19 protein-coding genes are annotated in these 23,568 nt (G+C 39.8%); 16 read left to right on the top strand and 3 right to left on the bottom strand.

The annotated features are described in order from the left end of the window. Positions 1 to 325: 325 nt before the first annotated feature. Positions 326 to 3,091 carry a DEAD/DEAH box helicase gene (locus ACTJJ9_RS02860; RefSeq protein WP_145580205.1) on the bottom strand — a complete coding sequence of 922 codons (2,766 nt, stop codon included), beginning with the start codon at positions 3,089 to 3,091 and terminating at the stop codon, positions 326 to 328. Continuing rightward, positions 3,084 to 4,706, bottom strand: a complete 1,623-nt coding sequence (locus ACTJJ9_RS02855; RefSeq protein WP_145580206.1) for an SWIM zinc finger family protein — start codon at positions 4,704 to 4,706, stop codon at positions 3,084 to 3,086. Before ACTJJ9_RS02855 ends, ACTJJ9_RS02860 begins: the two co-directional genes overlap by 8 nt. Positions 4,707 to 4,975: 269 nt before the next feature. Here ACTJJ9_RS02855 and ACTJJ9_RS02850 point away from each other — a divergent pair, with 269 nt between their 5' ends. Further along, positions 4,976 to 5,119, top strand: a complete 144-nt coding sequence (locus tag ACTJJ9_RS02850) for a hypothetical protein (RefSeq protein WP_095301567.1) — start codon at positions 4,976 to 4,978, stop codon at positions 5,117 to 5,119. A 52-nt stretch (positions 5,120 to 5,171) separates the two neighbouring features. On the opposite strand, the gene ACTJJ9_RS02845 is transcribed toward ACTJJ9_RS02850, so the two are convergent. Then, positions 5,172 to 5,696 carry a tubby C-terminal domain-like protein gene (locus ACTJJ9_RS02845; protein WP_440768439.1) on the bottom strand — a complete coding sequence of 175 codons (525 nt, stop codon included), beginning with the start codon at positions 5,694 to 5,696 and terminating at the stop codon, positions 5,172 to 5,174. A 228-nt stretch (positions 5,697 to 5,924) separates the two neighbouring features. On the opposite strand from ACTJJ9_RS02845, the gene ACTJJ9_RS02840 reads away from it, so the two are divergent. From ACTJJ9_RS02840 to ACTJJ9_RS02770, 15 genes are all read left to right on the top strand, one after another. Continuing rightward, complete coding sequence (locus ACTJJ9_RS02840) at positions 5,925 to 6,701, top strand: SDR family oxidoreductase (RefSeq protein ID WP_095301569.1); 777 nt, start codon at positions 5,925 to 5,927, stop codon at positions 6,699 to 6,701. Positions 6,702 to 6,911: 210 nt separating this feature from the next. Continuing rightward, positions 6,912 to 7,502 carry a hypothetical protein gene (locus tag ACTJJ9_RS02835; protein ID WP_145580207.1) on the top strand — a complete coding sequence of 197 codons (591 nt, stop codon included), beginning with the start codon at positions 6,912 to 6,914 and terminating at the stop codon, positions 7,500 to 7,502. Next, positions 7,495 to 8,550, top strand: coding sequence for an alpha/beta fold hydrolase (locus ACTJJ9_RS02830; RefSeq protein ID WP_145580208.1), 1,056 nt, complete (start codon positions 7,495 to 7,497; stop codon positions 8,548 to 8,550). Before ACTJJ9_RS02835 ends, ACTJJ9_RS02830 begins: the two co-directional genes overlap by 8 nt. A gap of 191 nt (positions 8,551 to 8,741) precedes the next feature. After that, positions 8,742 to 9,287: an REP-associated tyrosine transposase gene (locus ACTJJ9_RS02825; RefSeq protein ID WP_145580209.1), complete on the top strand. Its 546-nt coding sequence runs from the start codon at positions 8,742 to 8,744 to the stop codon at positions 9,285 to 9,287. A gap of 127 nt (positions 9,288 to 9,414) precedes the next feature. Continuing rightward, the gene (locus tag ACTJJ9_RS02820) at positions 9,415 to 10,458 is read left to right on the top strand and encodes a sugar-binding protein (protein ID WP_440768438.1); all 1,044 of its coding nucleotides are present in this window, start codon (positions 9,415 to 9,417) and stop codon (positions 10,456 to 10,458) included. Further along, positions 10,455 to 11,918, top strand: a complete 1,464-nt coding sequence (locus ACTJJ9_RS02815) for a sensor histidine kinase (protein ID WP_145580210.1) — start codon at positions 10,455 to 10,457, stop codon at positions 11,916 to 11,918. Before ACTJJ9_RS02820 ends, ACTJJ9_RS02815 begins: the two co-directional genes overlap by 4 nt. Positions 11,919 to 12,041: 123 nt before the next feature. After that, on the top strand, positions 12,042 to 13,511 hold the full coding sequence (locus ACTJJ9_RS02810; protein WP_186324084.1) for a response regulator: 1,470 nt from the start codon (positions 12,042 to 12,044) through the stop codon (positions 13,509 to 13,511). 107 nt (positions 13,512 to 13,618) lie between these two features. After that, the gene (locus tag ACTJJ9_RS02805) at positions 13,619 to 14,908 is read left to right on the top strand and encodes an ABC transporter substrate-binding protein (protein ID WP_145580212.1); all 1,290 of its coding nucleotides are present in this window, start codon (positions 13,619 to 13,621) and stop codon (positions 14,906 to 14,908) included. An 86-nt stretch (positions 14,909 to 14,994) separates the two neighbouring features. After that, positions 14,995 to 15,963, top strand: coding sequence for a carbohydrate ABC transporter permease (locus tag ACTJJ9_RS02800; protein ID WP_145580214.1), 969 nt, complete (start codon positions 14,995 to 14,997; stop codon positions 15,961 to 15,963). A gap of 1 nt (position 15,964) precedes the next feature. Beyond that, positions 15,965 to 16,786 (top strand): carbohydrate ABC transporter permease, encoded by an 822-nt coding sequence (locus ACTJJ9_RS02795; RefSeq protein ID WP_145580216.1) that lies wholly within the window; start codon positions 15,965 to 15,967, stop codon positions 16,784 to 16,786. A 775-nt stretch (positions 16,787 to 17,561) separates the two neighbouring features. Further along, the gene (locus ACTJJ9_RS02790) at positions 17,562 to 18,656 is read left to right on the top strand and encodes an SEC-C domain-containing protein (RefSeq protein WP_145580217.1); all 1,095 of its coding nucleotides are present in this window, start codon (positions 17,562 to 17,564) and stop codon (positions 18,654 to 18,656) included. A 121-nt stretch (positions 18,657 to 18,777) separates the two neighbouring features. After that, positions 18,778 to 19,671, top strand: coding sequence for an ROK family protein (locus tag ACTJJ9_RS02785; protein WP_255451753.1), 894 nt, complete (start codon positions 18,778 to 18,780; stop codon positions 19,669 to 19,671). Positions 19,672 to 20,612: 941 nt separating this feature from the next. Further along, complete coding sequence (locus ACTJJ9_RS02780) at positions 20,613 to 22,085, top strand: hypothetical protein (RefSeq protein WP_440768437.1); 1,473 nt, start codon at positions 20,613 to 20,615, stop codon at positions 22,083 to 22,085. 32 nt (positions 22,086 to 22,117) lie between these two features. Beyond that, a complete protein-coding gene (locus ACTJJ9_RS02775; protein WP_145580223.1) occupies positions 22,118 to 22,501 on the top strand; it encodes a GtrA family protein in 384 nt (127 codons plus the stop codon). Further along, complete coding sequence (locus ACTJJ9_RS02770; protein ID WP_145580225.1) at positions 22,502 to 23,491, top strand: glycosyltransferase family 2 protein; 990 nt, start codon at positions 22,502 to 22,504, stop codon at positions 23,489 to 23,491. Positions 23,492 to 23,568 lie beyond the last annotated feature (77 nt).

Raw genomic sequence — 23,568 nt, 5'->3', positions numbered from 1 at the left:
ATCCAAGCAAATCCTCTTCATTCCCCACGTTTACGGCTGATTAAATCTCCCCTCGTTAATCAGCCAATTTTTTTTAAGAGGATTGCAAAGAAAAAACGACAGTCTCAAAAACTGTCGCTATTACTTTGATACTTTTTTTTCAATTAATTTTACTAGCTTCTCCCATTGCGGTGATTTTTTCTCTGACGTTGCTTTACGGTTCGTTTTTTGTTTTGTTGCCATTTATTGCTCCCCTTTCTTAATTATAAGAGGTATAAACCTTTATCTTGTCTAGCTCCTAGAGGTCAAAACTGAAATAGGAGCTAGACAGCATTTTCTATATCCTTTAACTCATCGACAACGTAAACAGCTCTTCAAGCTCATCAGATGAAAGCTCTGTAATCCAATTTTCGCTTTGAATAATTTCATCGTTTAGTGATTGCTTTTTCTCAAGCATATCATCAATTTTTTCTTCAATCGTACCAGTTGTAATTAGCTTATGCACATGGACAAACCGCTCTTGACCAATTCGATAAGCCCGATCTGTCGCTTGGTTTTCAACTGCAGGATTCCACCAGCGATCAAAATGGATAACATGGTTAGCCGCAGTAAGGTTTAATCCAGTTCCGCCGGCCTTTAAAGAAAGAATTAAAAATGGGAAATCTTTATTTTGAAATGATTCAACCATGCGATCCCGTTCTGCCTTCATGACACTTCCGTTTAAAAACAACACCTTTTCAGAGAATTGCTTTTCAAGAAGCCTTTTAATCATTTCGCCCATTCCGATATACTGTGTGAAAATAAGACAGCTTTCCTGCTGCTCATGTATTGAAGTTGTTAGCTCTAATAGCTTTTCAACCTTATGTGAACGTGTAATAAGCTGCTTTGGATCCTCTTCCTTTAAATACAAGGCAGGGTGATTGCAAATTTGCTTTAGCTTGCCAAGCATTTTTAAAATTAATGCCTTCCGCTGCATCCCAGCAAGTGAGGTTACCTGTTCGAACGTATCCTTGACAAGCTGTTCATAAAGAGATGCCTGCTCAACAGAAAGTGGCACATATTCCTTTTGCTCCTGCTTCTCAGGGAGATTTAAGGCAACCTGTTCATCCCGTTTTGTTCTTCGTAATAAAAACGGCTTAATGTAACGCTGCAGCTGTTCGATTTGCTCGACATCGCGATCCTTTTCAATCGGCAGGACATAGCGCTTATGAAAGCTATGCAAGCTTCCTAAGTAACCGCGATTTAAGAAATCGTAAATTGACCAAAGCTCAGTAAGACGGTTTTCCATCGGTGTACCTGTTAACGCAATATGATGCTGACCCTTGAGCTTACGAATCGCACGTGACTGCTTCGTATGAGCATTTTTAATGTTTTGCGCTTCATCGAGACAAACCGTATTCCATGTTAGTGATGAAAGCTCTTCAAAATCAGCATGTGATAAGCCGTAGGAAGTTAAGACAACATCAGCCTCCTGAATGGAAGCAGTGAACCTTTCTTCCTTCGCGCGATTTGGTCCATAATGAAGCTTAACCCGCAGATGTGGGGCAAACTTTTCAAATTCCTTTTGCCAGTTACCAAGAACAGAGGTAGGCGCGATGATTAAGGCAGGCTGCTCTGGCTTCTCATGCTTTTTCACATAAGAGAAGTAAGCAATCGTTTGAATCGTTTTTCCTAATCCCATATCATCAGCTAAACAAGCCCCAAAGGCAACACTGCGTAAAAATAATAACCAATCAACCCCGTTTTGCTGATAAGGTCGCAGTGTGCCAAGAAACTCTTCAGGTATTTGATGAGTTGGTAATTCACTCGTATCAGTTAGCTTTTTCAGCATTTTTTTCATTTGCTGGTTTAACTCAATTTGAATATTGGCAAATGCTCGTGTATCAACAACATCGTCATCATCTGCATCAATATCCTTTGCATTTAGCTCCTGATGCAATATATCTGATAAATGCAAGCCTTCGCGATCCGCTCTTTTCAAAATTGCCTGGACCTGCTTAATGAACGCAGGGTCTAGCTTAATCCATTGCCCGCGGAAATTCACGAGGCGTCGCTTTTGTGAGACAAGTGCCAAAAATTCCTCCTCACTCATCTCAACCCCATTTGTTGCAAAGCGCCAGTTAAAATCAATGAGCGAATTCATTCCGACAAATGACTGTCCTCTAGGAGTAGAGGAAACCTTTGCCTTCAGCATCATTTGCGACTCTTTGACGACCTGCCACCATGATGGAAGCAAAATTTCAACACCCATATTGATCAACGTTTCACTTGCACTTGTCAAAAATAACCATGCTTCATCCTCGGTAATATACGTCGTTCCTGTTTCAAAGCTAAGCCAAGGGACAACTTCAGAAAATCTTTCCTGCTCGCGCGCAATTTTATCTAAATAAGGCGTCCATTTTTTTGGAAGGCTTGATGCCCCTTGATAATGAATGATTTCTTCTTCATTGCTTTTATTGCGCAGCAATATTTCGAGCTGCCAATCCTCGCCATCAATTTCAGGCTCGTTTAGGCGGAGGCCGACAGTGAATGGCGTTACATCTATGTGCCAGCCGATTTTTTCAAGGAAGTCAGTCTCATCAATAAAATGACCATCAAACGTTGTTAAGACAGGATACTCATTTACAATTTCTGTCCAAGCGTTCTTTAGAACGGCATCCTGTTCGATTAAATCTGTCATTGCTGCGGAAAACCAATCTAGAACAAATCCTTCTAATTCCTCATTTACATCCTTGAAACGGAGTAGACCATGCTTCCAACCCTCGAAGTCAGGAACGTACTGCTTGTTTTCGATCAATTCGTAAATAACCTGGGCTTGATTTGCCAGCTGCTGCGTATCATCTGATAACGTAATCGTAGCAAGCGAGTTATAGGTTTCCTTCCCTAGTAACTCGACCATCATCCATGGTGACAGCACCACTGAAGGCATTCCGATATAGCTTATATCCTCTAAATTTGTTCCGAAAAAGGACGACTCATGCCATGTGAAAAGATAGCGGGAGAATTCATTGACAGGAATAGGGCTATCATCATGCGCAGACGTACAATACACATAAAAATGATAATTCTCAATTTGTTCAGCATGTACGACAATATGAATAGTATTAATCATGAATGAGCTTTCCTTTCTTTAATTCTTCCTTGAAGGCACGTAATCGTTTATGCTCCTCAGATAGTTGGTGAATATAGTTTTCCCAAACCTCTTCACGTTTCATTTTCTTATATTGCGCTTTTATCCGCTTCAAATAACGAACTGCCATTTTATAATTTTCTCTTGTTTTCATGCGGATTTCCTCTTGAACGGATTTGACATACAACGGCAGAAGCACACCTGGATCGCGCTTTTCAATATCCTTTAATACATAGCTATTAAAGTCATCGAGTGAAAAACCAAGCAATGTTTGCAGCTCGATCCATGTTCTATATTCCTCTTTATTTAAAAGATACTCATTGTATTCAGCATAACTATATGGAAGCATGCTGCGACAAGCTTTTTCATAAGTTTGGCTATTCCCTGTTGAGTCGGCATGCTGCTTCATGATTTGTAAAAGATAATTTGCCGTTTCTCGTTTTTCATGAAATGGCAAGTCACTATTCATATAAGATGCCATATTGTTCATGAGGAATGAAAGCCAGCTAGAAAGTCGCTTCCAATTTTTTTTCTTCAAAATATCCTCTACCCAATAAAATGATAGCGGGAGCGCAGTTGAGTTTAGCTCCTTTAAATAAGCAAAAACCTGCTCATCTCGAGACTGGAGAAAATCCATATGCATAAGCGCGATTTCCAATTCGGATTTATACTCCTCCTCATAGGTTAACCGCTCCTCAAGCCATTCTCGCTCGATCGTAATAAATTTGTCACGACGCAGCAGTTCAACCCAGAGCAATTGGTAAAGCTGGATTTGCTGGAAGTGGAAATGTTTACTAGTAGTGAGTAGCTCACGAAACCGCTCAACACTATCAACGAGCAATGGATCAAGGGCAAACGGCAATGCATACCGCTTCATTTCCCGAATTGCTGCGCTAGTATTATCAATTAGCTGATCAATGTATGGATAAACGATATTTTGTAGCATATATTCAGTTGGGTTCGTCTCATTAAGGAGCTGCACCATTTTTAAAAGAACCGTGACAGACGATTGAACAATAAAAAATTGCTTCATCTCAGGAGACTTAGGTGCTTTTTGCTTCAGTCTCGAATAATATTGATGATAGAGACCTTGAAATATCTGATGTGGAGAGGAAACCTGCTCATACCAATTTTCATATTCGCGTTCAAAAAACGCAATCCAGCTTGCTAACGAGGAATCCTCATATTCCTTTTCCTCTGTAAAAAACGAGCTTGCTTTTCGAACGTGCTGCTTTAAAATCGCATCAACTGGTTTCTCTTCCTTCCATAGGTCAACAAACGTTCCAACGCGGTCGACACTTGCATATACATATAGGAAAGTGGCAATACGGTGCCGACAAATCGATTCAGATGGGCATGTACATGTACTCATCACAAAATCATCCAAATCTATCTCGACCTGAACACTCGTTACGTCCTGCACACGTGCAGAAACCGTATGATCTATTGCGTTTACATTATATATACTACCTTGACGAAACAAAATAAGACCTTTTTTTATTAAATTCCGGTCATGTTCATCATGAGGAGATAGCAATTGTTTAATTTGTTCACCGGCACCAAGCACAAGCTCCTTACTAAGTTCCCGACCAAGCATATAAATGAACTCCTTTCACAGCTAACATTCAACTAATCAGCTGTACCGTACTTAATTCCCACAGAACGATTGTGGAAGAAACCCTAATTCTTCTATTATAACTCATTCTTGAGCCATCAAAAAGGTTTGAATGGAGGAAGGGAATTGGTGATGTTTGGAGAAAAGGGAAATACTTTAGGGGTATTATTCCATCTTGCATTTTTAAATGGCAAAAAGTATAATAGTTTCATATTGTCTGAATATGTAAAAAAAGAAAGGGATTTGTATAAATGAAAGAAAGCCAGCTAAAACAAGAAGAGCTGCTACAAATTCTGTTACGCGCACATGATAAAGGCGAGAAGACAGCAGATATTACAACGAATGAATTATTGCAAGATTTGATTTCACAAATAAAGAAAGTATATGCCTCTTAAAAATACGAAAAATGCGGATGCCTTAGGTATTCGCATTTTTTATTTGGGAAGTTTATTCACCATAATAAAAAATCAATTGAAACAGACAAACAAAGAACGCTGGATCCTCTATAGGTGAAGCATCCTCAATTTGCAAATATGTTTTAAACAATTCGGTTGTTTTCATCCTCCATCTAGCAACTTCTTGTTCATTATAATAAAACCTTGCCCAATCCATCAGCTCCCGCTTAACGATAAACTGCCCATCATTCGATGAAATCGTGAACTCAGGTACAACAACCTGCATTGATTTGTAGGTGATGTGATAGCGTTCAGTCGTTTTGCAATTGCTCACTTTATATTGAGTTTTCCCCCAGCGTGGAATTTTTTTCCCTTGATAGAGTAATTCCCCATTAGTTGAATAAACATCAACTTGAACAAAATAATGATGATCTAAAAAGACATCGGCAATACGGAACCAAATGTTTTTATACGATCGCTTAAACGTACAAACAACCTGTCCAAGCTCATCGATAACCTGTGTGGATGCAGTTGACGGCTTCAGCTTAGGGGGAGAATAGGTTAACATTCGCATCATGATATACTCCTTTTTCTGAAAAATACGTATTCTATTAATTCGCCTATATTCCCCCAATTCCTTTTGGCAATAGTTAAATCTACTAATTCATGTATATGAAAATCAGGCGTAAGCGAAAAAACTATTTTCTATCACAACTTCTAACGTATCCGTTTATACTAAAGTACGGATAAAAAAGAGTGATAGGATAAATATCCGATAGCTAACAGTTTAGGAGGATTGAAGACTTTGTTAGTAAATGAATTATTCAATGTTTCCAACAAAACGGCAATTGTTACAGGTGGTGGTAGAGGCCTAGGAGAAATCATGGCACATACATTAGCTGAGGCAGGTGCAAATGTCGTCGTATGCTCTCGTGATCTCGCTGCATGTCTAGAAGTAAGTAAAGCTCTAAAAGACAAAGGGGTCCAATCCCTTGCGTTTGAATGTGATGTAACAGTACCAGCTGAGGTTGAACATGTTGTCACAGAAACAGTCAAACAGTTTGGAACGATCGATATATTAGTAAACAATAGCGGAACATCATGGATTGCACCGATCCTAACAATGCCGGCAGATAAATGGGATAAAGTCATGGCTGTTAATGTCAAAGGAACATTCCTCTTCTCACAAGCCGTTGCAAATGTAATGACAAAGCAAAAATCCGGAAAAATCATCAATATTGCATCAATATCAGGATTTGGTGGCACAATGGACACCTTTATGAACACAACAGCCTACAACACGAGTAAAGGAGCCGTCATGACCTTCACAAAAGACCTAGCAGTTAAGCTCGCACCACACAATATCCAAGTCAACGCAATCGCTCCAGGATTCTTCCCAACAAAACTCTCAAAACCTGTCATCGACCACTTCAGCAAACAAATCATCGCCCGCACACCAGCAGGACGAATCGGCCACCCAAACGACCTAAAAGGCGCCATCCTATTCCTAGCATCCCCAGCCTCCAACTACATCAACGGCCACATCCTAACAATCGACGGAGGCACCTCAGCCCTAGCTTAATGGGAGAAGCTTAATGGGGGACGCTTAATGGGGGACAGTCCCCCATTAAGCCAACTCCCATCTAAAATGCGATTGAAAAGCAAAATTCGGGGACAGTCCCCCACACCCAGGAAACATTGCTACAAAAGGATTCTATTCAAGCTTTCAAAAGGAATAAGGCCTGTTTGGGGACAGTCCCCAAAAAAAGTCCCAATAATAGGAGTGAATAATATGTCTAGCAAACTTACAGATCAATTTTACAAAGAACTAAAAAAGCTTGCCCAAGGTGGTGAGGCGAGAATGAATGAATTCATTCAAAATCAGCTTAACAATGAGAGTTTAGTGAAGCTTGCGGCAGATCAATCAGCAGTTACCGGAGAGGTGCTAAGACAACTACAAAGGTATCAGGAAATCGTAACGACTGCTTTAAGAATCCCGACAAAGGATGATGTTGCAAACGTAGCTAAGCTAGTTTTACAGCTAGAAGAGAAAATGGACTTACTAGAGGATTATTTAAGACAGCTGCAAAATGCGCCAGCAGCGACACAAGCTGTATCAAACCGTGAGCAATCCTCTGTCTCCCAACGATTAAATAAAAGCAAAGATTCCGTAGCTAGTTTAAGCCAAAAACAAAGTGAAAAGTCATCATCATCACCGAGTACCACAACAGTCCCTCGAGAAAATATACTCGCATTTCTAAGAGAGCAAGTAGATGTAGGGGTGAATAGACAGCCACTAAACGATCAACAAGAAGCAGAAAATAACCAGACACAGGAAGCGCCTATCGAAGTTTTAAAGCGGAGATTGAAAAACATTGGCTAACAACGAATTAAACCAAGCACAGTATGAACTAGTAGAGCATGAATTGAAAAGGTGGCGAGGGTACAATCGGCAATGGAGCGAAAGGCTCCCTGAAATAGGGCAAACGCCAAAAGAAGCGATTTGGAAGAAAAACAAGGCGACACTTTGGTACTATCCATCTCCGAATAAACGATTTAGCGTACCACTCTATCTTATCTATTCACTAGTGAACCAGCCGAGTATTCTTGATTTGGGGCCTAACATGAGTATGATTGAGGCATTTGGTAAAGAAGGCTATGATGTATACTTAATAGATTTTGGCATCCCGGGCTATGAAGATAAGGATATGACTCTTGATGACTATTTTTCGCAATATATAGAGCCTGCTTCTGAACGTGTATTAGCTCATTCTAATGCTAAAGAAATCACTGTCATTGGCTTTTGTCTCGGGGGCACACTTGCGACAATGTTTGCCGCGATAACAAAAGTACCGATTAAAAATCTCGTTTTGCTTGCAACCCCGGTAGACTTTAGTCAAACTCCTGTTTTTGATGAGTGGGCAAAGGCGATTAAGGATGGAAGCTTCAATATGGAAGAAATAATCGATGCAATGGGACTCATTCCTGCTCAAGTTATCAAGGCGGGCATGCGTCTTATTACCTCGCCGCTTTATTTTAGCCCCCAGGCAACCCTGCTTCAAAAAAGTTATGATGACTCACACGTTGAGCGGTGGCGAAGAATCAATATGTGGGCAGAGGGGCACATCCCGCTTCCAGGTGCAACCTTAAAGCAATTACTAAACGACCTTGGAAAAGAAAACAAGCTAATACGAAACAAACAAATGATTAACAACAAAAGAGCATCACTAAAAAATATCAAAGCAAATCTTTTAACAGTAGCAACAGCATACGATAGACTCGTACCTGCAGAACAAATAAAACCAATTATGAACTATATCTCAAGCAAGGACAAAACCTACCTCGAAGTCCAAGGTGGCCACGCCTCCCTCGCCCTCACCGGCACAATACCTGACTATCTATCAAAATGGCTAGCAAAGAGATCGAATTAATACTGGGGACAGTCCCCCGCAACGTTTTGGGGACTGTCCCTCTCTCATTTTCAAAAATGAATTTTCAAAAGACAAAATCAAAAAACCACAATTATTGGGGACTGTCCCCAAAGAAGGGATTCACCTGCTAACGACGAATCTACTTATGAACGGGCATAGCCCTCATAAAAAATAAGGAAAGGTGAATAACTATGGCAAGACAAAACAGAATCTGGTTTCCTGGAGCAACGTATCACATTACAGCAAGAGGAAATCGTAAGAGTGAGCTATTTCATGATAGCCAGGACATTCGTAAGTACATGGAAATTTTAGGGGAAACAAAGGAAAAATACCCCTTTGATTTACACGCCTACTGTTTAATGAATAACCACATCCATCTCCAGCTAGAAACGAAAGACACCTCAACTAGTCAGATTATCAAAGTTCTCCATACAAGGTATGCGATTTATTTAAACAAACGATATTCGTTAGTAGGGCATGTTTTCCAAGGAAGATATGGGGCAAAGCTCATACTTGACGCAAATTACTTCCTTACTGTTAATCGCTACATTCATCGCAACCCTGTAGAAGCAAAGCTTGTCTCAAACCCCCAGGATTATCCATGGAGCAGCTATTCTACATATGTAACCCCAAACAAAAACCCGCTTGTCACAACAGAAAGAACACTCTCTTACTTTACAAATTCTAATATTCAATTTTTCAAGCAATATACCGAGGAATCCCCTGACGAAACATAATTTTAAGGCCGAGTAATTTTGGGGACAGTCCCCACCAAAGCACAAGAGACAGTCCCCAAAACCACCCACTACCAAATCCCTATTAAATCGAATACAATAAAAGAAAACGCTTACCTAAATACGAAGGATGGATTACTCAATGCGCTATTTACGACGTTTTCTCTATTTTTCTACGTTTCTTGTATTCATTTTTACTAGTATTCTAACCTTATACTATGGCAAAGAGACCTTTCACTTTGAAACGGGGACAGTCCCCACCCAAGCACAGGGGACTGTCCCCAACACCCACCACAACAACTATCAGCATCATTTCGTCCTCATTCCAGAGGAGCTTGATAATGATTATTGGCGGCTTGTTGAGCAAGGGGCGCGCGATGCTGCGAAGTTTCATAATGTGTATTTGGAGTATCTCGGTCCGAAGCAGGCAAATACAGATGAGCACCTCAAAACGATAGATATGGCAATAGCGGGCAGGGTAGATGGCATCATTACCCAGGGAATTGGCGAGGAGCAATTTAATCATCTTGTTACAAAGGCAAAGGAAAAATCAATTCCGATCGTCACAATTGATACAGACGCCCCTGAAAGTGAGCGCGCCGTTTATGTTGGAACCGATAATTACTACTCGGGATTCATCGCTGGCAAAGCAATCATAAACGATACAACAGGACGGCAGCATGTCGCAATCGTTACAGGGCGCCACGATGCCCCACATCAAAAGCTTCGGGTTCAAGGTTTCATGGATGCAATCGCAACGGAAAAAAGAATTTCGGTACTAACCGTCGAGGAATCAAATATTACTGAAATCGGTGCATCTGAAGCCGCTCATAAAATTCTCAAGCAATACCCGTCTGTAACAGCCTTTTACGGGACAAGTGCGCTAGACGGCATCGGAATTGCAAAGGTAGTCAGCAATCTTAAAGCAGAAGACAATATTTATATCATCGGCTTTGACATCCTGTCCGAAACACTTGAATACATTGAAAATGGACTCATTGAAGCAACCGTTGTCCAATTTCCCTACCAGATGGGATACGAGTCAGTGGAACGGCTTATCCAACTAAATGAAGGAAAGGAGCTACAGCCTTTACAGCACACAGACACAAAGATTGTCCATAAAGAAGACTTGCCGTTGGATCCTGCTACAATGAGTGGAGGACAGCAACCATGAACAGTATTCGCAACAAGCTATTATTATATTTTCTAGCATTTGTCGTCTTATTTAACGTTGTCTCCTACTCAATTTATTTCAGCAGTTCAAAATTTGTTAACGAGTATCGTACGAGCTTTGAACGATTTTTACTTTTTAACGAAATTACACAGCAATCAACAACAGTGTATGAAAAAATTAATGCCTACGTTGTTGAAAAGGATCCGCTTTACCTGGAAGAATACGAAAAGGTAAAAAAACACTTGCTGGCAAACAATCGTCGACTAACAGATGAGGCGATGACAGGGATTAACCAAGTAGAGCTTAAAAAGTACCAACGGATGATTGCAAGCCTTATTTCTGAAAGTGATATTACGATTGAAGCGGTGCGCTATAACAATTTGGACCAGTATACTGCACATACAATGGAGGTCCGTAGCATCTCATCCTATATTTTAGAATCGACGTTACAGCTGCTCAATTTGGAATTAGCTGAATATCAACTGTTTTATCAAGAAATGGAAGACCGGCAAAAGGCATTTAGGTGGTTCACAATTAGTCTTTTTAGCTCAACTCTGCTTTTTGCCTTATTTGCGGCGATTTGGTTTTCCCGTGGGCTAACAAGACCGATCCGTGACTTATCAAAGGCTGCAAAGGAAATGTCAGTAGGAAACTTCGACGTGCAGGTCGTTAAGATGAAAACGAACGACGAGGTCAAGGTTCTAAGCGAATCATTTTTGCAAATGCGTGAAGATATCAAACAATATATTAAAGAAATAAAGGAAAAGTCAGAGCTAGATAAGCTTTTGAAGGAACTTGAGCTAAAGCATTTGCAAAATCAAATCAATCCGCATTTTTTATTTAACACGCTAAACACAATATCAAGAATGGCGTATTTAGAGGAGGCAAACGTTACATCAAGGCTCATTCAATCGGTCTCGACCTTGCTACGTTCAAGTCTAGGAGATATAAATAAATCTGTTTCCCTTAGAGAGGAAACAAACGTCGTCCAAGAGTATTTTTACATTCAAAAAACAAGGTTTGCAGAACGAATTTCCTTTCAAACGAAAATTGATGAAGACTGCTTAGATGTAAAAATTCCCGCTCTTACCCTGCAACCGTTAGTCGAAAACTCCTTCATCCATGGAGTAGAAGGTCTTGAGGAGGGAGGGATGATAAGCCTCGCTATCTATCGGGATGGTGAAAACATCATCATCGAAGTAACCGATAACGGAAAGGGAATGGACGAACAAACAAAACAAAGGATCCTCTCACAGGACCCGATAAATCTAAACGAAGAACACCATGGGCACTCAACAGGCATCGGCCTGCGCAACGTCATAAAACGCCTAGAACTCGTCTACAAAACGAAAAACATCCTAGACATCATCTCACAACCAAACAAAGGCACCACCATCCGAATCACCCTACACCCTACGGGGGACAGTCCCCAAGTAGGCACAACGAATACAATTTCATAAACCAACATCACCATTTGGGGACAGTCCCCACAAACGCTCACCCCTTGCCACATGAGCGTTATAGGTCAAAAGGGTGATGGAATGGGGGACAGTCCCCAAAACATCAAAGGAGGTTCGCTAGCGATGAATGTGTTAATTGTTGATGATGAAATGATCGAGAGGAAGGCGATGCGGCGGTTTATTGAGGAGAGTTTTTCGCGGATTAAGGTTGTTGGAGAAGCGGCGAATGGACGGAAGGCGATTGAGGAGGCGAAGCGCCATACGCCTGATGTGATCATCATGGATATTCGCATGCCTGGAATTGACGGGCTTGAGGCGATAAGACGAATCCTTCTTGACCTGCCGCGGACAAAATTTATTATCCTCTCTGCGTATGATTCATTTGAATATGCGAAGGAGGCGATGAAGCATGGAGTAAAGGAGTATATCCTTAAACCGAGCAACAAGCAGGAAACGCTTGAAGCACTTATGCGCATAGAAAAAGAGCTCAACGAAGAAAAGCGGCTTGCTGAGCTGACGACAAAGCAGCAAATGGAGACGGTGAAGCTAGCAAATCAACAAATTATCACATCAATTATTCAAAACGAACTAACAATGGAAACAACATACTTATATAAAAAGCAATTTCCACAAGCAAATTTAGCGTTTTTCCAAGTTTATACGCCGTTTGGTCAGGTGGAAAATCTTTTACCAAATAAAGCGCCATTTCCTTACATACAAAAGGAGGTTGGTGACAAGCTTGTCGTTCTTTTCATTACAGACAAAAAGTCCGCCCATCACGTCAAGGCAGATGCGCTCAAATTCGCGCGCACAATGAGAGGACACCTTCCAAAAACGACAATCGGGATTGGCAATCCATACGCTGAGTTAAGCAAGCTATCGGTATCCTACCAGCAAGCATTGCTAGCCTCAACACAATTAGCAATGAACGCAAATGTATCGTACGGCTACCCGATAACGAAGGAAGCAAATGAAGATGAAACGAAGGCTAAGCTAGAAAAATCACTGATAAATGAAATTCGGGCAGGCAGGCTCGAACAAGCAAATGATTACTTTGAACTCTATTATGATCACTTAAAAAAGAAGGCAGAGGAGAAAAACCTCGACCAATTGCTTAAAGAAGGGGGCATCCGTCTCAAGCAGCAGCTAGAACAGCATGGACTATACATCGATGATCACAAGCTTTCAGACCCAACAGCAAAGGAAGACTTTCTAACCATCATCAAGCAATTTTGTGAAAAGGTCATCCTGCAAAAGGAAGAACACAATGCGGTCATAATGGCGAAAAAATACATCCAAATCCATTACAAAGAGTCATTTAGTCTAGAGGATGTTGCAGAATACGTCGGATTAACACCAACCTACTTCACAAAAATGTTTAAGGAGCATACAAAAAAGACCTTTATAGACTACGTAACAGAATACCGAATTGAAAAGGCGAAGGAGCTGCTCCTCAACACGAAGCTAAGCCTAAAGGAAATTTCCTATGAAATAGGCTATAAAGACCCGAATTATTTTAGCAGGGTATTTAAAAAATGGACAAATGTCTCACCAAAGCAATATCGCACGTTAGATATGACGACCACAAAATAATACAGAAATTAATAAAATAGTGCTGAAATCACTTGGTAAGATTTCTTTCATAACCCTATATAATCAAAGTTGTAAACGATTTCAATGAAACAAAAGGGGGATGTAAGATGAAAAAGAGTTTGATTTTAGCACTATTTTTTGTTTTTTCATTAATCGTATCAGCCTGTGGCTCAGATTCGAGCTCAGGTGAGAAAAAAGAAAGCAGCTCCAGTAACGATAAACAAGCAACATTAGACATATTCAGCTGGTGGACAGGTGCTGGTGAGGAAGACGGCTTAAAAGCACTATTAGCGTTATTCGAGGAAAAACACCCAGATGTTCCGATTGAAAATGCCGCTGTCGCTGGTGGAGCGGGAACAAATGCAAAAGCCGTACTAGCGAGTCGGATGCAAGGAGATGATCCGCCGGCAACATTCCAGGTTCATGGTGGAGCCGAGCTTAATGAAGGCTGGGTAGCAGCAGGGAAAATGGAATCGTTAAATGACTTTTACGAAGAAGAAAAGCTAATGGATAAATTTCCAGAGGACTTAATTGAAATGGTTAGCAAGGATGGCGAAATTTACTCAGTACCAGTCAATATCCACCGTGCTAACGTCCTATGGTACAACAAAAAAATATTCGACGAGAACGGCTTAAAAGCACCAACAACATTTGATGAGTTTTTTACAGTAGCAGATGCATTAAAAGCAAAGGGCATTACTCCACTTGCACTCGGTGATAAAGAGCCATGGGCTGCAACACATCTTTATGAAACTGTCCTTTTAGGGGTATTGGGTACAGATGAATATAAAAAGCTTTGGACAGGTGAATTATCGTTCGATGATCCAAAAGTAGTCGAAGCGGCAGAAATTTTCAAGAAAATGCTTAGCTATATGAACGAAGACCATGCATCACGCAATTGGCAGGATGCTTCACAATTAGTCGCAAACGGTGAAGCGGCTATGAATGTAATGGGTGACTGGGCAAAAGGGTATCTTGTCAATGATTTGCAGCTAAAGGTGAATGAAGACTTCGGCTATGTGCCAACACCTGGTACGGACGGCATGTTCCAAGTCATTACAGATACATTTGGGCTACCAAAAGGTGTTGAAAATCCAGAAGGTGTGAAAAAATTCTTAAGCGTTTTAGCATCTGTAGAAGGTCAGGATGCATTTAATCCATTAAAAGGCTCGATTCCAGCACGTGTTGATGCAGACATTATGAAATATGACCAATATGGAAAAGACACGATGCAAGACTTTAAATCAGGAAAGTTAGCACCAAGCTTAGCGCACGGATCGGCAGCATCAGAAGGCTTCCTAACGAAGGTAAACCAAAGCGTCAACATCTTCGTAACGCAAAAAGATGTGAAGCAATTTACAGATTCATTAGTAGCAGCTGCGGCAGAACTTAAATAAACACGAGGGGACGGGATTTCCCTTCCCCCTCTTAGGGGTAGGTCCCCTTACAAGAGGGGTCTTACCCTTAAAAGGAGGAGAACGAGATGGAAACAGCGAAACCAACAGATCTACAACAAAAGCCAGTTGCCGCCATACGGAAAAAGAAAAAAATCTCGAGTGACCATCTGATGGCCATCGGCTTTATTTTGCCATCATTTCTACTCATTTTAATCTTTGTATATGGGTTTATCGGATGGACCGGCTATGTGTCATTTAGCAATTGGAATTCACTCGTACCTGATTTCTCATTTGCAGGTTTGAAAAACTATATATACTTATTTCAAGACTTCCGTTTCCAGGCAGATTTACGGAATACGCTCTTTTTTACGATATTATTTATCGGGTTTGTCATTATCAGTGGGTTGCTTCTCGCGATTTTGCTTGATCAAAAAATTAAAGGGGAGCCATTTTTCCGGAACTTATTTCTTTTCCCAATGGCCTTATCATTTGTCGTGACAGGAGTTGTTTGGCAATGGCTGTTAAACCCTTCAACAGGGGTCAATCTATTTTTGAACAAACTCGGCCTTAACCCAAAATGGTATACAGATACGAATGTTTTAGCGGGCTTTAGCTGGGGAAAAATCGAATTTGGCATACCGGCGGCACTTATTGCTGTTGTCATTGCAGCCGTTTGGCAAATGACAGGGTTCTCCCTTGCGATGTATTTAGCAGGTCTTCGGGGAATTCCTGATGAAGTACGGGAAGCGGCACGGATGGACGGAGCTTCAGAAATCATGATTTATCGAAAAATTATTTTACCGTTATTACGTCCAATTACAGTGAGTGTCATCATTATTATGGCTCATATTTCGTTAAAAATCTTTGACCTTATTTATGCGATGACAGGTCCTGGGGCAAATTTCGTTACCGATGTCCCTGGGGTGTACATGTTTGAAACAACCTTCCGTGGCAACTATTATGCAAATGGAGCAGCGATTGCGATTATTATGCTTGTATCTGTTGCAATCTTCATCGTCCCTTACTTAATCAATAGTAGAAAGGCGGAGGCATAATATGGTTCTAAAGCGACTAAGCAGACCAATGATCTACTTTTTATTAATCGCAATGAGTCTTTTCTTCCTCATGCCAGTCTATGTCATGGTTGTGACAAGCTTAAAGCCGTATGATGAGGTGACGCTTGCAACAATGTGGCAGCTGCCAACAGCGATTGACTTAAGCGGCTATTCTGAGGCTTTTTCAAAATTAGCGCCAAATCTTTTAAACTCATTTTATTTAGTCATTCCAGCAACGATTTTATCTGCCTTGCTTGGAGCGATGAACGGCTATGTCTTATCAAAATGGAAATTTAAAGGTGCAAACACGCTTTTTACGATTATCCTATTCGGGATGTTTATCCCATATCAAAGCATCTTAATTCCGTTAATTCAATTTTTGCGGGAAATTGGACTATATAACACGATTCCAGGACTCGTATTTGTCCACGTCGTCTATGGCTTACCGATTACAACGTTAATGTTTCGAAACTTCTATGCGAATATTCCGGATGAAATGATTGAATCCGCACAAATTGATGGCGCAGGATTTCTCGGGATTTTCCGTCACATCATGATTCCATTATCGATTACTAGCTTCGTTGTTGTGGCAATCTGGCAATTTACAAACATATGGAATGAGTTTCTTTTCGCCGTCACGATTACTACATCTGACCAGCAGCCAATCATGGTCGCACTACAAAATCTATCAGGCAGTCAGATCGTCCATTGGAACGTCCAAATGGCAGGTGCTCTATTAGCAGCATTACCAACTCTACTAGTCTATATATTACTTGGGAAATACTTTGTAAGAGGATTGTTAGCAGGTTCGGTAAAAGGGTAAGGAGAGGGAGCCTCACTCACAAATGGGTGGGGTCTTTAATTCAATCTTAAGTTCCATAGGGAACTCAAAGTAAATATAGAGTAGTACCGATGTCTTATACGTCTCTTTTAAAATCTTCACAGCATAAATGGATTTTCCCCCAAGATACAACTAATTTGCTTTCCATTCATTCAAGATGATTCGTGACATCTGCAAATTTCAGTTACCATCGATTAAATCAACGAGCATTCTGAGCAAATGTGCGCATAATTTCCCTCACCTCTCGCAATTTCATATTATCATCAGCTACAAGTGCTTGTCATCTTCCGGAAAATGTAATTTCAGTTGGGAAAATTCTATTTTTCATAGAGAATATTGAAAATTTCTTTAGCAAATATATCTTTAAGGAAGCAAAAAATACAATAAATGGTTTTCTATTCCCATTTATCACCTATTCCCAATGATGTTAGCGGATTTCATGTTCGAAAGGCTAGCTCTTCGTGTAAGCTGGTAATTTGCTTGTTTCTATCTTGAACTTATGAAATTTGCCCTTTTTACTTAGCCTTTCAATTAAAAGCTAGTCATCAGATAAGGTTCCTACTATTTATACTTCTAACTTCACATATTGTAATTAAAAGATTAAAAGTCGACTGATTTTTCTTCTGAGAATTAAGAGTAAACATATAGTTTACCTAAATTGAAGGTTACCGATTAATATAAAAATATTTTGCTAATCTTCACACCCATATAAAATTCCGTTAAACTAGCAATAGGACTGTAGGAAAGCGGTGAAACTATGAGTATCAAACGGAATGATCCATGCTATTGTGGAAGTGGGAAAAAATATAAGACATGCTGTATGAAACATAATATTATCTCTCTTGATCAGATTCGTGATAGTGAATTGAATACATTGCAGCTAGAATTATTTGAGTATGCAACAGAACAACACGGGGAAATGCTCATACATATACTGGAAGATGTTCAAGAAGGAGAATACTTGTTAGAAGACGAGGAGGCCGCGTTCACGTTTTTTGTGACTTTATGGAGCATCTTTTCGGTTCAATATGATGAACAAACAATCATAAAAGAGTTTATTGCATTTAAAAAGCAAGAAAGCAAGCTCCGTCCATCTACATTAGCACAACTAGAAATGTGGAAGGAGATCACACCGTCATTTAATCTAGTTAAACAAGTAATTGATCCATCTCTAATAGAAGTTGAAGACATTTTAACGGGAAGTACGAAACGAGTGAAATTATTCGAAGAGGACGATGTAGTGCAAGAAGGAGTATTGCTTTTGGGCTTCCTTTTACCATACGGGAACTATGACGTATACTTTTCAACGTTCCTTGATTTTGAAATAACAGATGTGACTAGAATTATCGAATTGGTAAGAGCGAGTTATGAAGAAGGTGATTTTCCGAGTGCGGAAAGTTTTATGAGAGGGAACTTTCCACACATCTTTTTAGGATTAATCAATGGGCAAATTGGAGACGGGCCAGATATCGACCAATTGCATTGGGAAAAGGAAATTTACCAAGAAGTAGCACAGCTTTATAAAGAATTTATCGAGGAAGAAGAACTGCCGAGCCCATTCTATGAGCTAGGTGTTATGTTATGGGGAATTTTCTGTATGAAGGAAAGTCCAATCATTCGAAAGCGGGAAAACTTTGCAGCTGCACTCGTCTACTTTATTGATAAAAAGGTTCCATTCCTTGACTTCTATACAAAAGCTGAAATAGCTCGTCATTTTAACATTAGCGAAGGATCTGTAGCCAATGCCTATCGAAAGCTTGAAAAAGGATTGGAGACAGAAATCGCCAACATTATCGAATCATTAATTCATGAAGGATTTTCTGGTTATGACGAAGATGGTGGCCGAAATTAATATAGACGTTAAAGATTTACTTCTAGATAAAAATAAATCAAAATAGAAAAATTGGGGACAGTCCCCCATCGCTTTAAAGCATTGGGGGACTGTCCCCACCCAAATACAAGGAGGAAGCATTATGTACACAATTGGCATTGATTTAGGTGGGACAAACCTGCGCATCGCTCTTTTTAATGAACAGGGAGAGATAGTAGAGGAGTATAGCCGCGCGACAGAAGCGGAAAAGGGACCGGAATTTACAGTGAACAATATGCAGGAGGTTATTAATCGATTAAAGCAGCAGTATGAGATTAAAGCAGTAGGCATTGGCTCACCAGGCCCATTAGATCCGTATGAGGGTGTGATCATTGAGCCGCCAAACCTCACTGGCTGGGTGAATGTGCCATTAGTGAAAATGCTAGAAGAAAAGACTGGAATCCCAGTTAAGCTAGAAAATGATGCAAATGCAGCAGCACTTGCCGAAGCGACTCTTGGTGCAGGCAAAGGGGCAAAAAGTGTTTTCTATGTAACCGTTAGCACAGGCGTTGGTGGCGGATATGTCAACAATGGTGAGCTTATTTCAGGTGCCCAAGGTAACTGTGGGGAGATTGGCAACATGATCGTTAATCCAAGCCCAGATGCCTACCAAGGACCTGGCTTAAATAAAGGTGCACTTGAAGGACTTGCGAGTGGAACAGCGATTGGACGCATTGGCAAAGAACGCCTCGGGATTACAAACGGTGCCCAAGGAGTATTCGAGCTAGCTTCACAAGGTGACAAAGCGGCGCAGGACATTCTAGATGAAGCGATCAACTATCTTGCCATCGGACTTGCGAACATCGTCCATACAGTCAACCCTGAAGTAATTGTCATCGGCGGCGGTGTCATGAAATCAAAAGACTTAATTCTTCAGCCTTTAATAGAAAAAACAAGAAATTTCCTTTACCCAAGTCTAAGAGATTCCCTCATAATTAAACCAGCATTACTCGATCAAAAAGCTGGCTTAATTGGAGCAGGACTCTTACCAAAATAAACACGCAACAAAAAGGTGTCTCATGCTGGGGTCAGTCCCCCAGAAAAGACACCTTTTTTATGTTTAGACCAAGCTTCCTAGCTGCTAACAAAGTCTTCCGTCATATAAAAAACAACTTCTAACCCCATGTCCTAAACCGACCTTGGCGCTGTCTCGTTTCATAGTACTCTTGAACCAAAACAGAACATATATTCGCATTTACTCTAGTTTTACATTGGTAAAAATGCTAAAATGATGGAAACAACTACATAGGCGAATAATGCGGTTAATCACTTCCTGGGAGGACGGGAGGTGGATAATATAACAACATACGAAGCAATCTCTATTGTATTTAATTCAAACTTAGTTTTGATTGGTGCACTGACAATTGTGATCATGTTGAATCAAAATAAAAAGAAGTAAACTCCCCAACCGCACCCATGGCAATGGAAGTTACTTCTTTTTCGGGTTAGCCGCAATATGAAACAGCTAAGTAGTTGTCTTAATCAGGTGCCCTAACACCTGATTTTTTTATATATAAATAAATTATAATCAATAACTCCCCATATATCAATTTGATAAAAGCGAATAATTGGGGACAGTCCCCCAGCGCTTTAACGCGGCGGGGGACTGTCCCCCAAATACCACAAAAATTCTACAAGTTTTGTAACATTTCCCAAATTGTTACGTCATATAGTTGGGCAACCTTTACCAATGAATCCCTACCAAGCCAAAAAAACCATCAAATTTTTTTATTGTTAAAAAATAATTTTGTAAATGGAATTATATTGTAATTGTGAGGAAGATAGGATAAAGTATTCATGTTAACTTGCGGAATAGGGAAATTTATACATGTAAGGGAACTTCTGTTGAATCATTTTTTCTTGAAAAGGATAAGGGGAAAGTCAAAAAATTAGTATAGAGATAAAGAGAAGCATTTCATTTACATAGGGGGAAAGGACTTGAATAAAGCAGTTAATGGAATATTAACGAAAGTGATCGTTAGTATTTTCCTAGTTATTATTTTACTGATTATCGGCCTTAATATCATGGCGAGCAGAGGGTTTCATTCATTAGAAATCGTGACCCCGGAGCACTTCAATAGCTTGTCGTTATTAGTGGCTATCGTCGTTATTGCACTTTTGATATTGTTTCGAAAACAAGTATTGGTGTTTTTCCAAAAAATATCTAACTACTATGTTGTAGCTGCCCTGCTAATCATTAGTGTATTGCTACAGCTGTTAGTCGTATGGAAATTAAATGTGACCCCATCGTGGGACTTTGGGACAATTGTTCGAAATGCAAAAATATTAGTTGATGGCAATCCGTTAGAAAATTACTTTGTCATCTATCCGAACAATATTTTATTAGTTTGCATCCTAGCGTTTATCGGCAAACTAGCAACACCGGATCTTTTAACATTCCAGCTAGTGAATATTTTAATCATTACATCCTCGCAATTTTTAATCTTCCGTATAGCAACGAAAATTGCTGGAAGACATATAGGGGTAATGAGTTTATTATTTAGTGCTTTCTTTTTTCCGTTTATTTTTTTCGCACCGGTTGTTTATACAGATACAGTTTCACTTATTTTTCTTCTCTTCCCATTAAACATGTTAATTAATAAGGAAGGAAAATTAAATGCTACTGTCATTAGAATAGTGATTGCCTCGATTATTTTCTCTTTAGGAATGATTCTAAAAGGCTCCTTAATTATTTTTGTTATCGCCTTTAGCATCATATTGTTCATGTTCCTACAGAGATGGAAAAAGCTCTATTTTATTCTTCCTTTTATCATATTGGTCATTGTGAAGCTTGCCTTTAACTTTGCGATTTATGAAAGTGGCATTATTGACAAAAAACAGGTGGATCGCTATAGCTTTCCTGTAACCCATTGGATATTTATGGCGCAAAATGAGCAACGGTTTGGGAAATATGCAACAGAGGATTTTCGTTATACACATACTTTATTAGAAACATATTCGAGGGAAAGGGTTACGCAAATCCATCTCAAACAATTAAAAAAACGGATAACAGAAAAAGGGATTGAGGGGAATATCAAGTTTAATCTTGAGAAGCTCACACATACGTGGACAGACCCAACCTACTATTCCTTAAATAAAATTAAAAGGCAGCCGATTCATCCAGAGAATTTTAGTCGTCTAATTGATTATAAATCTGGAAAGCTTCTCCAAGGCTTCGGGCGAGTCCAGCATATTATCCTCATTTTCGGATTGCTATTATCTGTACTGCTAGCAAGAAAAAATGAATTTGTTATGTTTGCGATGCTTTCGATTATTGGCTTTTTCTTCTTCCTGCTCATTTGGGAAACGAGATCACGATATTTAGTCAGTCTCACACCGCTAATGATTATTTTGAGCTGTTTAGGCTATGCCTGGGGAGATCGAATTAGGCTGTGGGGGAAGAAGGAGTAAAGAAAGAACACACGAGTATAGGAGATCAAGTCATGAGACGGATAATGAAGTTTGGGACTGTAGGAATAGTTAATACGCTAATCACATTTATCAGCTATACAATTCTATTGAGTGTAGGGCTTCATTATATTGCAGCGAACGTCATTGCATATAGCCTAGGTGTGTTAAATAGCTACTATTGGAATAAAAATTGGGTTTTCCAGGCAGATAACGGGCAAAAGGGGCTTTTTCTTAAATTTATTATCGTCAACCTGATTACCCTCTGCCTAAACACATACAGTCTTTACTTATTGGTAGATTACTTAAAGCTACATCCAGTTTTTAGCCAGGTAATCGCAATTTGCGTTGGAATGATTGTGAATTATGTATTGAATCAAAAATGGACATTTAATATAAAGGATACTGGAGGAAATTAAATGAAGGAACTTATTTCCGTTGTAGTACCAATGTATTTTGAAGAGGAAGTTGCAGATGAGTGCTACAAACGATTGAAGGATGTTATGGTACAAAATGATATTAACTACGAGTTTATTTTTGTGAACGATGGTAGTACTGACCGGACAATGGATATATTAAGAAGAATTTCCAAGGAGGATTACCGAGCGAAAATCGTTAATTTCTCGAGAAACTTTGGTCACCAAACAGCAGTAACAGCAGGAATTGATTACGCAACAGGTGATGCCATTGTGATCATTGATGCGGATTTACAGGATCCGCCAGAGCTCATTCCTAAATTAATTGCTAAGTGGAAGGAAGGCTATGAAGTCGTTTATGCGAAGCGGAAAAAAAGAGCGGGAGAATCATGGTTTAAGCTCGTAACCGCAAAGTATTTTTATCGCTTTATCAATTATATGTCTGATATCGACATCCCAAAGGATACAGGAGATTTTCGCCTTGTCGATCGCAAGGTAGCCGAAGTATTTAAGCAAATGACAGAACGAAACCGGTTCGTCCGCGGTATGTTTTCATGGGTCGGCTTTAAGCAAACATATATTGAATATGAACGTGATGAACGATTTGCCGGAGAAACCAAATATCCGTTGAAAAAAATGATTAAGTTTGCCTCTGATGGCATTATTGCCTTTTCAACAAAGCCGTTAAAGATTGTTATAACACTTGGATCATTAGCGATTCTCGTCTCATTATTCGTATGCTTATATGCGATTTTAACAAAGCTTTTCGGTCATCAAGTGGAAGCAGGCTGGACATCGATCATGGTTGCGATCACGTTTTTTAGCGGTGTCCAATTACTTAGTCTTGGAATTGTCGGACAGTATATCGCCCGCATCTATGATGAAAGCAAAAACCGACCAATGTACATTGTAAGAGATACAGTCAATATTGAAAAAGAAAAGCTAGAATACTATGCAAGTGTTGAAGAAAAAGAAGTCGTAAAAACATCATAAAAAAATGCCCTGTTGTTGATACTAAGTATCTAAACAATAGGGCATTTTTAATTAATCGTGCTGCTCATCTTGGTTGT

The sequence above is a fragment of the Metabacillus sp. 22489 genome (genome assembly GCF_052044855.1).
GTDB classification, from domain to species: Bacteria; Bacillota; Bacilli; order Bacillales; family Bacillaceae; genus Metabacillus; species Metabacillus niabensis.
The sequence above is the reverse complement of the archived record's forward strand: the minus strand, read 5'-3'. Positions and strand labels throughout refer to the sequence as shown.

Bases quoted from the DNA above. Each gene is read 5' to 3' on its own strand.
- ACTJJ9_RS02860 (WP_145580205.1), bottom strand. From the start codon at position 3,091: ATGATTAATACTATTCATATTGTCGTACATGCTGAACAAATTGAGAAT.
- ACTJJ9_RS02855 (WP_145580206.1), bottom strand. From the start codon at position 4,706: ATGCTTGGTCGGGAACTTAGTAAGGAGCTTGTGCTTGGTGCCGGTGAA.
- ACTJJ9_RS02850 (WP_095301567.1), top strand. From the start codon at position 4,976: ATGAAAGAAAGCCAGCTAAAACAAGAAGAGCTGCTACAAATTCTGTTA.
- ACTJJ9_RS02845 (WP_440768439.1), bottom strand. From the start codon at position 5,696: ATGATGCGAATGTTAACCTATTCTCCCCCTAAGCTGAAGCCGTCAACT.
- ACTJJ9_RS02835 (WP_145580207.1), top strand. From the start codon at position 6,912: ATGTCTAGCAAACTTACAGATCAATTTTACAAAGAACTAAAAAAGCTT.
- ACTJJ9_RS02825 (WP_145580209.1), top strand. From the start codon at position 8,742: ATGGCAAGACAAAACAGAATCTGGTTTCCTGGAGCAACGTATCACATT.
- ACTJJ9_RS02820 (WP_440768438.1), top strand. From the start codon at position 9,415: ATGGATTACTCAATGCGCTATTTACGACGTTTTCTCTATTTTTCTACG.
- ACTJJ9_RS02815 (WP_145580210.1), top strand. From the start codon at position 10,455: ATGAACAGTATTCGCAACAAGCTATTATTATATTTTCTAGCATTTGTC.
- ACTJJ9_RS02810 (WP_186324084.1), top strand. From the start codon at position 12,042: ATGAATGTGTTAATTGTTGATGATGAAATGATCGAGAGGAAGGCGATG.
- ACTJJ9_RS02805 (WP_145580212.1), top strand. From the start codon at position 13,619: ATGAAAAAGAGTTTGATTTTAGCACTATTTTTTGTTTTTTCATTAATC.
- ACTJJ9_RS02800 (WP_145580214.1), top strand. From the start codon at position 14,995: ATGGAAACAGCGAAACCAACAGATCTACAACAAAAGCCAGTTGCCGCC.
- ACTJJ9_RS02795 (WP_145580216.1), top strand. From the start codon at position 15,965: ATGGTTCTAAAGCGACTAAGCAGACCAATGATCTACTTTTTATTAATC.
- ACTJJ9_RS02790 (WP_145580217.1), top strand. From the start codon at position 17,562: ATGAGTATCAAACGGAATGATCCATGCTATTGTGGAAGTGGGAAAAAA.
- ACTJJ9_RS02785 (WP_255451753.1), top strand. From the start codon at position 18,778: ATGTACACAATTGGCATTGATTTAGGTGGGACAAACCTGCGCATCGCT.
- ACTJJ9_RS02775 (WP_145580223.1), top strand. From the start codon at position 22,118: ATGAGACGGATAATGAAGTTTGGGACTGTAGGAATAGTTAATACGCTA.
- ACTJJ9_RS02770 (WP_145580225.1), top strand. From the start codon at position 22,502: ATGAAGGAACTTATTTCCGTTGTAGTACCAATGTATTTTGAAGAGGAA.